Here is a 13,643-nt window from a genome sequence, read left to right as displayed (position 1 = left end):
CAATGTCTTATTTGACTTGTGTAATTGTTCCGTTAGTAACGCTTCCCCAATTTGTAAGACTTCCATAAACAATTAATTTAGACTTACTGTTGGCAAATTCTACCTTTCCGCTACCATTAATAGTCAAGTTACCGTATACGACAACTTCACCGTCAATAACCATCTTACCATTGATAAATGAAGTGGATTTTGATCCGACAGTTCCCTGAGAAAGTGAACCTGTTACGCTTAATATGCCACTTCCGTTCACGGTAAAGGTTCCACCAATAACACCTGAGCCCACCAAATTCATCGTTGAATTGACGTTAATGTTTTGCTTCAAAGCGATTGAACCATACATATTGAATACACCGCTGTTGATGTTAACAGAATTTCCATTGATATTAAGTGTTCCACACCAGTTAAAATTCCTGTTGATATTAACGTTTGAAGCAAATGTTTTTGTATCCGAGTAGCTCGCTTCACTATTAACATTCAGGTCTCCTTGTGTACTGCCTGTGAAGGCTGGATAAGTACCATTACAGCTTGGAGTTGTTGGTTTCAGATCGATGAGTTTAAGAATTTTTAAGCCACCTTTTCCCGTTGCCACAAAAACATAGTTATCTCTACTGATCACAAAATTACTTGAACTGTTGTCAATCGCATTGAAACTTGCACTACCAATATAGTTAAAGTTGTTTTGTGTGTCAAATTGATAAGCTGCGATACCAGCGCCACCGTTGGCAACAAACACACGTTTGTCGTTTGTGGATACACCATTGGTCACAATATCTTCCGGATCCATGTTGCTGTCATCAGGACTTACTGGAATACTAATGCGTTTATCCAAAGCTCCTGTATTTATATTATAAATACCCAAGCCCTGAGCGCCTTCAGAAGCTAAAAGATAACTGCTGTAAAAATCGATAGTACGCTTTGCTGAACTTGGATTTTGACCCACATTGATTGTTTTAACCGGATCAAGATTATTGGATACAACTTTTATCCCTTGTGTTCCTGAAAGCACATACACTTGATTCTGGTATGTTCTTACAGATAGGAGATCCGCAATAGTTACGGATTTTTCAATAGCACCCGAAGATTTATTGATTTTAGAAATAGCACCCGCATTACCTGAAACAGCATACTGGCTTTCGTTGTTAAAAGTAACATCTGTTGCCACATAGCTTGGCAGACCTGTATAACGATAAGCATCGGTAGGTAAGCCATTCTGAAGCGGTAAAACAATAAGAACTGCAGGGGAGGTCATTTTTGCCAATACACCTTCATCTGCTGCTCCAGCTAAGAGTAGGCTATTGCCATCAACCGCTAATGAGCTTATGTCTATATTCGGCAATTTAGCATTTACGATAAGACGTGGGTTGTTTATATCTGAAATGTCGATGACATCGACACCACCAAGATATCGATCGCCTTCGGTATTGTAACTTACATAAGCGTAGTTGCCCGAAACAGCAACATGGGTTGCACGAAGCTTATTGCCTTCATAATCCGGAGGAGCGACTTGTGCGACCAATGCTAACGAGAAGTCTGGGTTTTGAGTAGCAGTGACTGTCGAACCATTGGCTGCTCGCTTACCGGATGCTAAAAGATTAGATAACGGCAATAAACCAGCATTTTGATGATCTAAACGTGCATTCAGTTGACTCGCATTATTGTCAATAACAACAGACTGATTTTTAGGATCATCAATGTTATCACTGTTTTTGTTACAGCTAATAATTGCGGTCAAGGTCAATGCTAAAAGTGGCAGGTAAAATTTCTGTTTCATAATATTATATATCTATCACAAAAGTAAACCAAAAATCTTATAGTTAAGTTTTGTTGCGGTTAATTTTTATAAAGCTGTAGTTGTTTTACTACTACATTTTATGCTGTGTAAACTTCTAATGAACATAAATTTTCCCATTGCATGTTCAACTAAGTTTAGCATCTGTAGCGCTCGCAACAACTCCCTTTCAGCGGTGTAATGAGGTGCTTCAGAAATGTGGTTTTCTCTTCGACTAGATTATAAAATGAAATTGATAATTTTGAAAATAGCTAAACCACTCAAAAATCTGTAAATTATCAGCTATGAAAAGAATAATATGTTTTACCATTGGATGTCTACTTTTCAGTGCTATTTATCTGCAAGGTTGCATGAATAGTGGAAATACTATAGAACAGCGGGGAAAAGAGCCCTCAGTCCCGATACCATCTAATTTTGATTCGCTGGAGTATTATTTTGTGGATATTGATTTATTTAAAATAGGTGAATTGGAGGACAAAAAGAATAAATCTGAGAACGAGCGTCTTTTGTTATCAGTATTGGAAGATGATAAGTTGGATCTTTCCCTTTTATCTCATTTGAAGAATATAGGATATGTTAGAGGCTCACTGGATCAATCTCTCTATAGTGCTGTCGACTCACTATTTTTCTTAAAAACAAGAACAGATCATGTCGACACCTCTTGTATTTATGAATTTCGAGATATCCTTGTGTTCTATAAAAATAAGCAATGCATTGGGATCGCTAAGATCTGTTTTGATTGTAAAGCTATGGTTTCATGGAGCGAAAAACCAAACTTCGCAGGTTTCGGTGATTGGGAAGATTACGATAAATTGCATCTTTTACTCAGGAGGAAATAAAATTTCACCTTTCGAATTCATTTATTTTCCGATTGTTCTAAGGTGTTAGACCAAAATCCCTAGTACAAATTATTGCTGAGTCAGCGGGCTGTTACCAATAGCGACAGTTGGAAAGTGTCAGTTGGTTGCTACCTTGTGAAATGTAGCTTTTTGTGTTGAATTAATTTTTAAGATAACGTTTTTTGTATATTTTTATCAGCTCATAAAAAAACTGAATGTTAAATTCTACGTTCTTATGTTCTGCTTGAACGATATTAAGGAGTAAGTAGTAAGAGAACGTTCAACTGATTTAAGAACAGCGTTACCTAAGCATTAGCTTTATGCAAGCTTAGCCGATATATTGTCTACTAAAACTATTTAAAATGAAACAATGCATAAAAATCGCACTGATCGGACTATTCTTGACATTATCTATAAGCTCTTGTAGCGAAAGACTAAGTGGAAAGGACGAGTCGTCCTTTGGTAGTTCCCGTAAAAAGGTAGAAGCAAAGCTGAATGACAAAGAAAAAGCGAACTTAGAAAAGGCCTTGCGAGTGGTACTATCCGAAGCGATGTGGCTCAAAATGAACGAACCTCAAAAATATAATGAGGAATCAATAAATCGTATTTCGTTGGGTATGATCGATGGAAAATCTTACGGTGCAATATTGGACCTGGCCGATGACATCCTTCAAAAACAACAGGAAAGGAAAATAGCTCATCTTCAAAATGAGATCGATAGTCTACAAAAACATAAAACTGAATTTGAACAGATAAAGAAAGAGCTGGCTGTTTTTCAGTTGGAACCTATTGAACTGGGACTCGAAGATTTCTTTGGCGAACCTGTTCCCAGAATTATAGTGACTATGAAATATATGGGTAAAAAGCCGCTAAAAGGAAGTCAGGGCTTTTCGTATGTGCTGAAAAAACGTTCTTCACAAACTATTATCAGTAATGAGCAGGCTGTTTTTGGCGAATCTGACAGTGTACTCCAACCAGGTGAGTTTCGTGTCAATACGATAGTCTTCAATCAGCAAAAAAAAGATTATCCTAAACTCTGGAGCTTTCCTCGCTATCCCGTCAAAGGAATCAATCTGACAGATTACGATCTGGAATTAGTTGTGACGACGCAATCGATTAAATCGAATGACCGGGAGACAGTTCTTCCTGAAGGTAGTATAGCATTGATTGATGAAAACTTAAAAAAATTAGAAAAGGAAATTACTGAACTAAAGAAAGAGAAAATTAGCCTTGACGATTTGGAATTGACGTAATTTGAGTATAGTACGTAAAATCTTTTTTTCAAATCGCTGCCCAATTTCCCGTTTAATACATTTGTCGATCCTATTTTCGTAAAAATGTCCCTGAATAAAAAAAGGGACATGAATTTACAGTTTTATTTTTGAAGAAAGTACCATTTTAAAAGCATGAAATTAGAATTTTATAAGCCGATTAACGAAACATTAAGAAAATACATTAAAGGATATTATTTCATTTCTAAAAATCAAGATAGTGGGCCTATTAAGTATTGGACTTTTCCAAATAACTACTGTATTTTAACGGTGAATCAGCAGTTTGAGGTGGAAGATAAAGGGGACCTCGTCACGATAAGTTCTTCTGAAACAAATAATATTATGACTTGCGTTGTTTCTAGGTATACCAAACCGATGCAGATTTTTTATAAGGAACTTGTTGATGAATTAACTATTTATTTTCATCCCTTAGGCATCAATCATTTCATTGAAGATCCTGCAAAGCTCTTTATAAGGAAAACACAGATTGATATAAATTTTTTGGATGGATTTAATGATAAAATGAGGACACTCTTTTCTTTGGATAGAACGTCTCAAATTATTGAACTAGAGTCTTACTTAATGTCTAAACTCAAAGCGGATAAAGATCTTATGATTTTTAGACAAATGCTGGCAGATCTCGAAAACGAACTTACGGTCGATCAATTAGCTAAGAAGTATCATTTCTCCCGACAGTATATCAACAGATTATTTTTGCGGAATTTAGGTAAATCCCCCTCTGAATACAAAAAAATACATCGTTTTAGACAGGCCTTGAAAATGCAACATAAATCCAAGCGATTTTCACTTTTGTTAAATACAGGGTTTTACGATCAATCGCATTATATTAAGGACTTCAAGACATTTACAGCTTTAAACCCGAATAGCTTTTTTAAAGATGTTGATGTGAATAAAGAAAATGTTTGGCTAATTGTAGAGTAGTTTCCATTTTTACAATTTTACTCTTTTCTAAAACCATAAATTTGATGATCAGATGTGCATCATCTGTTTTCACTTTAATTTAACCTCGTATTCCCACAACATGAATTGGAAGACACTACATCTTTATCTGTATACATTTTGCCGGTATTTTATGGCAACTGTAATCATTTCGTACGCTGCCGCTAAGCTCCTGGAAACACAATTTACCTCGCAACCCAGCGTGTTTGATAAACCGCTTTCAGCGCTTTCAGGATTCGAATTGACATGGTATTATTTTGGCTATTCCAAATGGTACGGCAATGCAATTGCTGTTGCGCAGCTTATCAGCGCGCTATTGCTCTTTTTTCGTAAAACTGCCAGAATCGGTGTGATCCTTTTTCTGACCTTTATCGTCAATATTTTATTGATGGATTTTGCCTTTGACATTCAAGGTGCAAAAGGTATGGCAACCGTTCTTACCTTAATGGCTGTTTTTGTGCTTTTATCAGATTATAAAGCTTTTTATGCCTTTTTTATTGACAGCGCCCCTTTATTTACCGATGAAGATAGACCTAATTGGTTCAATAAAGTCAGTAAAATTAAATTCATCTATATTCCATTGGCAGCGATTGGAATTGTTACATTATTGGCGGTATTGAAAAACAAGTACCTCGCGAAAGATGAATTGTATGGAGCCTGGGAACATAGGGTTACGAAGGAAAGACTGTATTTTGAGGCAGCCCGGCATTTTCAGTCAAAATTACCTTGTTCGGTAAAAAATGCAACTGACGGATCTTATCGTGTTTCAGTGGACTCACTGTTGTTTTACCCTCCAAAGGAGAATGATGGCTCGCGTAAAGACAGCTTGATTTATTACTCCGGAAAATTTTCCATCAGCGGTAATGAGTTGAAAATTATACAGCATAATAAAACGGAAATATTTAAAAGGATCCGATAGTATCGTTTGGCTTATATTTTATTGGTAAGACCTGACAGCCAAGTGAATTGGAGATGCAAAGAAATAAGTAGGGCCCTGATATTAATATCAGGGCCCTATTGATTAGCACTTCTTTGAATGATTGTGAACAGCTTTTTCTGTCTATAATCTCGGCTAAAAAAGTGCAGTTACTTTTTGTCCCACCAGACTTTGGATAGGAAAGAGTCACCATTTGTCATACGTGCTACAGCCTCTTTTAAATTTGCTGCGTTTAACTCAGCCTCTTCACTAGAATAAATAGCTCTACGCGGTATTTGTCCGTTGGTGGAACCTGGGTTAGGACCGGGGGTTAATCGAGGATATCCCGTACGTCGCCATTCGGCAAAGGCTTCCATGTCCCGGCCAAATAGGTGAATCCATTTTTGTGTCGCTATTTTCTCCATTTTTTGTTCGTCTGTCAAGCCGCTTAGATTGAGCACAGGTTCGTATGCAGAGGGGATTGCCGTCATATTGTATGGCGGAAGTGCCAGCGCAGCTTTGACCCCTTCTGTAAAGAACGTTTGGGCATTTGCAGTTGTAGCACCCCAGCCAAGAAGTGCAGCTTCGGCTTTGTAAAAACAGATATCCGAATACGTAAACGCATAGCTTGGGATCGGTGCGAATGAAAGGCTGAACCAAGTAGACTTATTGGCTGTTGAATAGTTGGCGCGAATCAGTTGTGATAGCTGGTTATCGGTCAACGAAACCCCAATACCTTGATAGGTTGAAACTCCATTGCTAATGACGGGTTCGGCAAGTAAAGGAAGCCTTGGATCATTGTATTCTTTGAGTTTGTCAACCAGGGTATTAGCCAAATAGCGTAAATCTGCACTTCCGGTAGTCATTTGACGTAAAATCGGGTTCTGGTTTTCAGCTTGAGCATCGTTGTAGGTCGGTACTGCGGCATTATCACTGTTACTGGAGAATAGACCTATTGCAGAAGTCATGGCTTCGGTAACCGTTTTCTGTGCCAAAGAAGGATTGGCGTACCGCATGCGCATGCCGAGCTTTAATTTGAGCGAATTGCCAAATTTTTTCCATTTATCGATACTGCCTTTGTAAAAGAAATCTGAAGAGCCGTAAGAGAGGTCACCGCTCGTAAGCCTTGCTATAGCCGCATCGACTTTTTGAACCAGTGCCGGATAGATCTCTTCTTGTTTGTCAAATTTTGGGGTACGATTAATTTCCTTATTGGATTTTGTGATCTCGGAGTAGGGGATATCACCAAACAAGTCTGTAAGGCGCTGATAGAGGTATGCTTCATAAAGCTCGGCAATAGCCAGTTTACTTCTCCCTTCTGCATTGTCTTCCTTGCCGCTCAATTCCTGTTTGATCTGAACAATATTGCGAAGCAAGGTGTAGTGCTGCGACCAAATAAGATTTTCGGGTCCTTCAAAATATCGAGAAACAGGCACTACCGGTCCACCAGCCCAATGTTGGATCCAAGAGCCAAACTTGTTGTTGGGTAGTTCCCCAGATTCCTGAAAAGTACCATCACGTAGAATGCGAGCTATGAGTAAGGAAGGGTCTACAGTGGTGACAGATGTCGGCGGCGTATTGATCCGTTCGAAATCTTTGGTACATGAACCTAATCCTGCCACAGAAATAAGTCCGACGATGAATGTATTTTTAAATAGTTTCTTTTTCATGATAAAGGGTTTACAGACCAACAGTGAGATTAATACCGAATGTGCGCATCATTGGAAGTGAAGTTGATTCAATACCAATCGAGCTATTGTTTACATTGAAAGCAGAAGCTTCTGGTGAAAATCCGTCAGTTTTCCGTTGAAAATAAAATAGATTCCGCCCATAGACGCCCAATTTTAGGGAGTTAACAAGTTTATGTGGCATCAGCTTTTTAGGGAAAGAATAGGAGAGACTGATTTCGCGCATGGCAATATAACTCATATCATTGATCATTTCTTCGGATACCATGACTTCTTTGTCACTCGCAACCATGTTCCAGTAATCTTGTGCGGCAACCTGTTTGCTGTTTTTTGTTCCAGTGCTTGTCCAGTTTCCTGATCCATCTTTTTGTCCTACCATCCCTTCGGCAATGTAGGTGCCATCACGGCCTTCCAAGGTCTTTTTAGAAGTACCATAAATGATCTGCTCACGATTGGATTGGGAGAAGATCACACCGCCCTGACGGATATCGACAAGTGCATAGAGGTTGAAACCTTTATATTTAAAGGTATTGGCAAAACCACCTAGCCAGTCGGGTTGTGCATTTCCAAGATCGGTTTCTACACGTCCAGCTGTGCGCAAAGGGAGTCCAGTGGTCGGGTCGATCAACCTATTTCCCTGATCATCTTTGATCCATGCAAACTGTGTCCCAATTAACTGGCCAAATGGTTTTCCGACCTCCGCAACCACATTTATCCCGCGGTCTGTAGCGAGTAAAAAGCTTTCTACACCGGGATAGAGTGATTCAACTTTATTTCTGTTGCGGTTGTAATTGAAGGTTGTATTCCATTCAAATCCCGATTCGCTTTTGATCGGTGTTGCTCCCAATACAAATTCAATACCTCTGTTGCTAATTTCTCCAGCGTTGATCCTGTTTTTTACATAGAGACTGGAAGGGGCGATTGGTACGTCCAAAATCTGATTCTTTGTCTTGGCCTGATAGTAGGTGAAGGAGAAAGAAAGTCTGTTTTTTAGAAATCTCAGATCTGCCCCAGCTTCGATAGACGTGGTCAATTCGTTTTTCAAATTCGGATCAGGAATAATTTCTGTATAAGAAGCCATCGGTACGCCACCATGGGTATACTGGTTGAGACTATATGCTCCTGTCAGCTGATATGGGTTTCCTGAACTACCGGCCTGGGCCCATGAACCTCTGATTTTGGCGAAAGACAGTGCGTCAGATTGCCATTTGAAAGCATCCGATAAGACCAAACTGGAACTTACACTCGGGTAGAAAAACGAATTGTTTTCCTTTGACAGGGTCGAAGACCAGTCGTTACGGGCAGAGAAATCAAAAAACCAATAGTCTTTGTAACTGAACTGGCCCGATAGATAAGCCGAATTAATCTTGGACTCGATCAGGTCAAATATGTAACTATTTGTCGTGGTGTTATTGATTACAAAGAGATTTGGAACAATAAATTGATTACCTGAATTTCCTGTCATACGCAAATACCGGCTTTGATGGCTGGCTCCTAAGTTGGCACTGAGTTTAATGTCGTCGGCCAATTTGAAATTGGAGCTAGCGAGGACGTCAAAATTGTCTTCGCGGGCTCTGATGACCTCTTCGCGAATATCACCCTTTCGGTTCAAGCTTTGGTAGGTGTTTATTGGACGGTAACGAAACCGTTGATCGGTATAGAAGTCCGTACCCCCGGTCGCTGTGACCTTAAGCCAAGGAGCAAAGTCGTAACTCAGACGGAGTAACCCTATGATGCGGTCCCGACGATCTTCATTGTGGTTTTCATGAATGGTCCAAAAGGGGTTGGCTGTGGAACTATTGGTGGCATATGTTTTCTCCAATCCTTCCGTCAATCCCGAAAATCCAAGCTGTCTGCTGATCTCCTGCGCGGTCCATTTATACTGTGCCATGATGTCGTTGCCCAGGCTTCGCGGCTGGCTGATAAATAGGTAGGCAGGATTGTCTGCCGCATCGGCCAGAGTTGGCCGGTTTTGCCCCTTTTGTGCGATATAGTTCGCCTTGATGTCGATATGAAATTTATCGGTTATTTTGGCTTGGGTGCGCAGACCGAAATTGTTTCTCTTTAACGTATTGGTGGGGATATAACCCTTTACATCTGTATTGGCAAATGAAAAACGGTAGTTTACTTTGTCGGTTCCGCCATCGATACTAAGGTTGTTGACAAACTGTTTCTCCGTTTGAAAAAACGACGAGTAGGTATCTGGTTTTGGTGTTAACTGTAAGATGTTGCCATAAGCATCTTCATAAGTCTGGCCCTCCATTTTTGCACCCCAGCTTGCCCGTGTCGTACGGTCACGTCCGGCACTCATTTTAGGCATACCACTGTAACCATTTTTCAGCGCTTCGCTCATGGAAACAATGGTGCCGTCATCTTTTCTGAAATGTGTAAATGTTCCGTTCAATCCTTGTCCATAGACATTTTGAAAATCCGGTAAGACCAGCCCATTGCCCAATGAAAAATCTGTACCATAGCTAAAACGGGTCTTACCAGCTTTACCAGATTTAGTTGTGATCAAGATAACTCCGTTACTTCCTCTTTGTCCATAAAGTGCGGCCGCATTCGGGCCTTTTAATACCGACATCGTTTCGATGTCTTCGGGATTGATGTTTCCTATTCCGTCACCATAATCGGTTCCCCCAGATTGGTTTGGAGATGAAATGTTTTGATTATCAATCGGTACTCCATCAACAACATAGAGCGGCTGGCTATTACCGATAAGTGAGTTGTTACCACGTATCACGACCTTGGATGAACCTCCGGCACCGGATGCGGCGCGGCTCACCTGTACGCCGGCAACTTTACCCGATAAGGCATTCGCCACATTGGTTTCCTTACCCTGCGTCAGCTCGTCGCCTTTGAGTTCAGCGACCGTATAACCGAGCGCTTTTTTTTCGCGTTTGATACCAAGCGCAGTAACGACAACCTCCTGTAGGTTTTGCGCACTCGATTCCAAACTGATATTGATCGCTAGCTTGTCTCTGTCTGTAATGGTGTAATCCAACAGTTCTCTGCTTTTAAAACCGATAGACGATACGCTGATCTGGTAGCCCTGTCCAGCGGGAATCTGGTCGAGTGAAAAAGTTCCGTCAGGCCTGCTGGTTGTTGTTTTTTTCATTCCGCTCGTCGCATTACGTATGGTAACCGTCGCCGAAGGGATGGGCTTTCCTGTTTCATCTTTGATTACTCCGTTAATGGTCGCATTTTGTTGGGCATTAGCGAGAAGATAGCTTGTTGACAAAAGCCCCATGAGGCCAAGACGCAATGCCCAGTTTACGTCGGCTCGAATGTTGGATCTCAACAATAGCATAGTCAGGATACTATGCTTGGAAGGTAAATAATTGTGCATAATTTGTGGGTTATGTGAGTGAATTTTATTCGGTTTGTACATGAATGGTTATTTTATGGAGTGCTTGGATATCAGCTAGCATGTTGACGTATGCAGATGCTGTATTTTTATACGTTCCACTATAGTATTTATCTTGTATATCTTTAGGTTCAAAGCTTAGTTTAAGGCCATAATTATGACTGATGATGTGAAGGACATCTTGCAATGGGAGGTTTTTAAAGATCAGTTGTCCGCTAGTTTTTAAGTAAGACCCCCTTTTGCTGGATTGAGAAGTATTGACTCGGGTTTCGGCAATGATCTGTTGTAGCTTGCGATCAATGCTGATTTCTTCGTTGGGTTGAAACTGTAGATTTAAGGTCTGTTTATTTTCAGGATGCTGATTGCTTTTAACTTCAATACGGCCTTCATAGAGTTTTATTTTTGTAATCGCGCTACCACCTTCTTCCACACTGAAAACAGTGCCAAGTGCGGTTGTTGTCAAATCTGCCGTGTGAACGCGAAAAGGCTTTGTTTTATCCTTTGCTACCGTAAATTTGGCTTTACCTTTTAATTGGATTTCTCGCGCGCTAATAGTTGTGAAATCTGAATTAAATTTTACTTCAGAATTGGGGTATAGGTCGATAGTAGAACCGTCTGGAACGGCAATTTGTTGAATGGTATTACCTGAATTGATATAATATAAATTACTTGGTTGCTCCTGCAGTGTGGGTTGGACTTTCTTAGTGCTACGGTATGCGGTGTTATATTTAGGAGAATCGATCTGGTTTAATCCCAGCCAAGCTCCGATTCCAATGAAGAAGATAATAACCGCATATTTTAACCAGCTGAAACGATCTTTATTTTTTTGCCCTATTTGTTTGAAAATATGCGCTTTTATTTCCTTTTGGTTTTTAAAATCCGAATCCATCTCATATGCTTGCCATTCCGTTTCCGGCATAAAATCTTCCCAATAAAACTCGTTATTGGCCAGCGCATTTTCTACTGCGGCAATTTCTTCCGCACTGGCTTTACCGCTTAGGTATTTGTCGATGAGTGTTTTTGTAATCTTCATGTATAAAGATTACGATTGGAAATGAGGTAGCCCCCAAAGAAATTAAAAAATAATTTGCACCAGCATGCTGAACAGTAAAGCCTTTCGAATGGTTTTTAGTGCTAGTGTCAGTTGGTTTTCCACAGTTTTCGTCGATATGGCCAGCTTGTCCGCAATCTCCTTATGCGAAAGATTAGAAAACCGGCTTAGCATAAAAATCTCTTTGCGTTTCTCCGGTAGTTTATCGACAATTTCATGGAGTGTGGATGTAAGTTGTTTGGCATAAAAATCATCCTGAGGGCTATGGCGCAAGACAAATGTCTGATCGTGATCCAGAAGTTTCTTGCGGTTATACTCTGCCTTGACCAGATCGATCACCACTGTTCGGGTGATACAGAAAATCTGGGATTCTATGGTGGCATCGATATTTTTGTCACTCATATTTTTCCAGAGTTTGATAAATACACGCTGTACAGTTTCTTCGGCTAGATAAGAAGATTTGGTTTTATGGACTGCATATTGGTATACTTTGGAACTCCATAGGTCAAAATATTCCTCGAATCTTCGAACGATAAGCGCATAATTGATTTCCATAGTGTAGGCTTGGAATAAATGAATTTAGCGATAATGCGCTTTCGCTGCAAGTTTTTTAAAAAATATTTTGCCTCCTTTCTTAGTGGATGAGATTTGTTTTCTGAATGATCTTCGATGTATGGTTATAGACTCTCAATTGGATATTAGTTCCTTGATCGGATTGATTTAGGAATACGACGTTCCCTTTCTGGTTGACATTCAGTGTGTATGTTTTGTTCTTCTCCATCTCAATCTCTTCTGATTCATTCAAAATTTTTATCCGACCAGTCGAGTTTTTTTTAGTTTCAATGGAAAATGGACTGGCATCTTCGGTTGAGATGACTAAGGAACTATGTGCAGGGATTGATGTATTGATATACAAAGAGCCTTTTTCTTTTTTTTCTATCCGTTGAACGGAACAAGACTGAAGGGCAATAAAAAATAGAAAGACGGAAAATAATTTCATAAATAAGGCTGTTTTTTTATATGGGATTTAATCATGCATCATACCGGAAGTTTTTCCCACCACATTGGAGTTAGATAACTCCAATGTGGTGGGAAAAACCAGTTATGGTCTTAAAAATACAAAAAAATCATAATGACTTATTAATAGAAATGGGGTATTTAACGGATATCTGTATACGATCGTTGTGTATTTTATTCGCTAGTTCGGTATTTATACCTCTTCTTGGGTGTTTGATACGGGTGTTTCTAAGGCTGTATTTGGACTGGCATAAAGTTTGAATTTTACCCAGCTGTAATAAAATAGAGTATTCACATTAACACATCGACGTATGAAAAAATTAATTCAAACACTGGGACTAGGTATGCTTATTTTGACGGTATTGGTAGGCTTTACATCATGTAGCAAAGACGATGATCCGGCCGACAACGATCTTTTTGTTGGTAAATATGAAGGCACTATCTCGTATGATGATATGAATAACAATGACAATGATGTTGCCGCTGCAGAAGGAACAGTTACCGTAACAAAAGTTGGCGATACCTATAATTTCGCTTTTGGAAATGGGATTCCAAATCTCAACGGCGTAGATTTTGAAAAAAAGGATAACGTCTTGGTCAACATTGGTTCGGCAGGTACAGGAGTGATCCGTATTGATGCCGGTAAATTGACAATTGGCTATACAAAAGACAGCAAGGTATGGACGGCCAATTGTAACCGGAAATAATAATATGAAAAATAGAAAGTGCTTGTTTACCAGGTGAA

Annotated in this window: 11 protein-coding genes; 5 read left to right on the top strand and 6 right to left on the bottom strand. The window is 39.7% G+C overall.

Annotated elements, in window-relative coordinates; genetic code table 11:
• Window positions 1-7 precede the first annotated feature (7 nt).
• Window positions 8-1,771, bottom strand: coding sequence for a hypothetical protein (locus tag ACHWSC_RS20660; protein WP_394678017.1), 1,764 nt, complete (start codon window positions 1,769-1,771; stop codon window positions 8-10).
• A gap of 302 nt (window positions 1,772-2,073) precedes the next feature.
• Here ACHWSC_RS20660 and ACHWSC_RS20655 point away from each other — a divergent pair, with 302 nt between their 5' ends.
• The 4 genes from ACHWSC_RS20655 to ACHWSC_RS20640 all read left to right on the top strand — a co-directional run bounded on the left by ACHWSC_RS20655 (window position 2,074) and on the right by ACHWSC_RS20640 (window position 5,778).
• Entirely contained in the window at window positions 2,074-2,628 is a 555-nt protein-coding gene (locus ACHWSC_RS20655; RefSeq protein ID WP_201665771.1) for a hypothetical protein, read from the top strand.
• Window positions 2,629-2,990: 362 nt separating this feature from the next.
• Window positions 2,991-3,881, top strand: coding sequence for a DUF6694 family lipoprotein (locus tag ACHWSC_RS20650; RefSeq protein ID WP_394678016.1), 891 nt, complete (start codon window positions 2,991-2,993; stop codon window positions 3,879-3,881).
• A 153-nt stretch (window positions 3,882-4,034) separates the two neighbouring features.
• On the top strand, window positions 4,035-4,841 hold the full coding sequence (locus ACHWSC_RS20645; RefSeq protein ID WP_394678015.1) for a helix-turn-helix domain-containing protein: 807 nt from the start codon (window positions 4,035-4,037) through the stop codon (window positions 4,839-4,841).
• 151 nt (window positions 4,842-4,992) lie between these two features.
• Window positions 4,993-5,778 carry a hypothetical protein gene (locus ACHWSC_RS20640; protein WP_394678014.1) on the top strand — a complete coding sequence of 262 codons (786 nt, stop codon included), beginning with the start codon at window positions 4,993-4,995 and terminating at the stop codon, window positions 5,776-5,778.
• A gap of 167 nt (window positions 5,779-5,945) precedes the next feature.
• On the opposite strand, the gene ACHWSC_RS20635 is transcribed toward ACHWSC_RS20640, so the two are convergent.
• The 5 genes from ACHWSC_RS20635 to ACHWSC_RS20615 all read right to left on the bottom strand — a co-directional run bounded on the left by ACHWSC_RS20635 (window position 5,946) and on the right by ACHWSC_RS20615 (window position 12,881).
• Window positions 5,946-7,445, bottom strand: coding sequence for a SusD/RagB family nutrient-binding outer membrane lipoprotein (locus ACHWSC_RS20635; RefSeq protein ID WP_394678013.1), 1,500 nt, complete (start codon window positions 7,443-7,445; stop codon window positions 5,946-5,948).
• Window positions 7,446-7,455: 10 nt separating this feature from the next.
• Complete coding sequence (locus ACHWSC_RS20630; protein WP_394678012.1) at window positions 7,456-10,812, bottom strand: SusC/RagA family TonB-linked outer membrane protein; 3,357 nt, start codon at window positions 10,810-10,812, stop codon at window positions 7,456-7,458.
• Window positions 10,813-10,837: 25 nt separating this feature from the next.
• Complete coding sequence (locus ACHWSC_RS20625; RefSeq protein ID WP_394678011.1) at window positions 10,838-11,863, bottom strand: FecR family protein; 1,026 nt, start codon at window positions 11,861-11,863, stop codon at window positions 10,838-10,840.
• A 42-nt stretch (window positions 11,864-11,905) separates the two neighbouring features.
• A complete protein-coding gene (locus tag ACHWSC_RS20620; protein ID WP_120335467.1) occupies window positions 11,906-12,436 on the bottom strand; it encodes a sigma-70 family RNA polymerase sigma factor in 531 nt (176 codons plus the stop codon).
• A gap of 79 nt (window positions 12,437-12,515) precedes the next feature.
• Window positions 12,516-12,881 carry a hypothetical protein gene (locus ACHWSC_RS20615; RefSeq protein ID WP_394678010.1) on the bottom strand — a complete coding sequence of 122 codons (366 nt, stop codon included), beginning with the start codon at window positions 12,879-12,881 and terminating at the stop codon, window positions 12,516-12,518.
• 328 nt (window positions 12,882-13,209) lie between these two features.
• Here ACHWSC_RS20615 and ACHWSC_RS20610 point away from each other — a divergent pair, with 328 nt between their 5' ends.
• The gene (locus ACHWSC_RS20610; protein WP_075991410.1) at window positions 13,210-13,605 is read left to right on the top strand and encodes a hypothetical protein; all 396 of its coding nucleotides are present in this window, start codon (window positions 13,210-13,212) and stop codon (window positions 13,603-13,605) included.
• Window positions 13,606-13,643: the final 38 nt, after the last annotated feature.

Origin of the sequence: uncultured Sphingobacterium sp., from assembly GCF_964277905.1 — a bacterium.
GTDB lineage: Bacteria > Bacteroidota > Bacteroidia > Sphingobacteriales > Sphingobacteriaceae > Sphingobacterium > Sphingobacterium siyangense.
This window is presented reverse-complemented; position numbering and strand designations above follow the sequence as displayed.

Coding starts and splice junctions, on each gene's coding strand:
- ACHWSC_RS20615 (WP_394678010.1), bottom strand. CDS start 12,881: ATGAAATTATTTTCCGTCTTTCTATTTTTTATTGCCCTTCAGTCTTGT.
- ACHWSC_RS20610 (WP_075991410.1), top strand. CDS start 13,210: ATGAAAAAATTAATTCAAACACTGGGACTAGGTATGCTTATTTTGACG.
- ACHWSC_RS20630 (WP_394678012.1), bottom strand. CDS start 10,812: ATGCACAATTATTTACCTTCCAAGCATAGTATCCTGACTATGCTATTG.
- ACHWSC_RS20635 (WP_394678013.1), bottom strand. CDS start 7,445: ATGAAAAAGAAACTATTTAAAAATACATTCATCGTCGGACTTATTTCT.
- ACHWSC_RS20620 (WP_120335467.1), bottom strand. CDS start 12,436: ATGGAAATCAATTATGCGCTTATCGTTCGAAGATTCGAGGAATATTTT.
- ACHWSC_RS20640 (WP_394678014.1), top strand. CDS start 4,993: ATGGCAACTGTAATCATTTCGTACGCTGCCGCTAAGCTCCTGGAAACA.
- ACHWSC_RS20655 (WP_201665771.1), top strand. CDS start 2,074: ATGAAAAGAATAATATGTTTTACCATTGGATGTCTACTTTTCAGTGCT.
- ACHWSC_RS20625 (WP_394678011.1), bottom strand. CDS start 11,863: ATGAAGATTACAAAAACACTCATCGACAAATACCTAAGCGGTAAAGCC.
- ACHWSC_RS20660 (WP_394678017.1), bottom strand. CDS start 1,771: ATGAAACAGAAATTTTACCTGCCACTTTTAGCATTGACCTTGACCGCA.
- ACHWSC_RS20645 (WP_394678015.1), top strand. CDS start 4,035: ATGAAATTAGAATTTTATAAGCCGATTAACGAAACATTAAGAAAATAC.
- ACHWSC_RS20650 (WP_394678016.1), top strand. CDS start 2,991: ATGAAACAATGCATAAAAATCGCACTGATCGGACTATTCTTGACATTA.